This window comes from Escherichia sp. 93.0816 (assembly GCF_013368855.2).
In the GTDB taxonomy this organism is placed as follows: Bacteria; Pseudomonadota; Gammaproteobacteria; order Enterobacterales; family Enterobacteriaceae; genus Escherichia; species Escherichia ruysiae.
The window spans coordinates 1-282 of sequence record NZ_JABWNC020000097.1; the positions used below are offsets into that span (position 1 = coordinate 1).

Annotated in this window: 1 protein-coding gene; it reads right to left on the reverse strand. The window is 58.5% G+C overall.

Annotated features, from left to right (window positions below; translation table 11 throughout):
- Positions 1 to 282: pyridoxal-dependent decarboxylase (locus HEM79_RS22435; protein WP_286178688.1), on the reverse strand; the 282-nt coding region annotated here is incomplete at both ends.

Consider the following 282-nt stretch of genomic DNA (forward strand, 5'->3'; position numbering starts at 1 on the left):
GCAGTGCTTCTTCATCACGCCAGATAACCCAGCCGCAGCCGAGCGGAGCCAGACCGAATTTGTGGCCTGAAGCACTGATCGATTTCACGCGCGGCAGGCGGAAGTCCCAGACAATATCAGGAGCCACGAACGGCGCCAGGAAGCCACCGCTGGCGGCGTCGATGTGCATGTCGATGTCGATACCGGTATCAGCCTGGAATTTATCCAACGCATCGTGCAGCGGTTGTGGGAACTCATAGTTACCGGTGTAGGTCACACCAAAAGTCGGCACCACGCCGATGG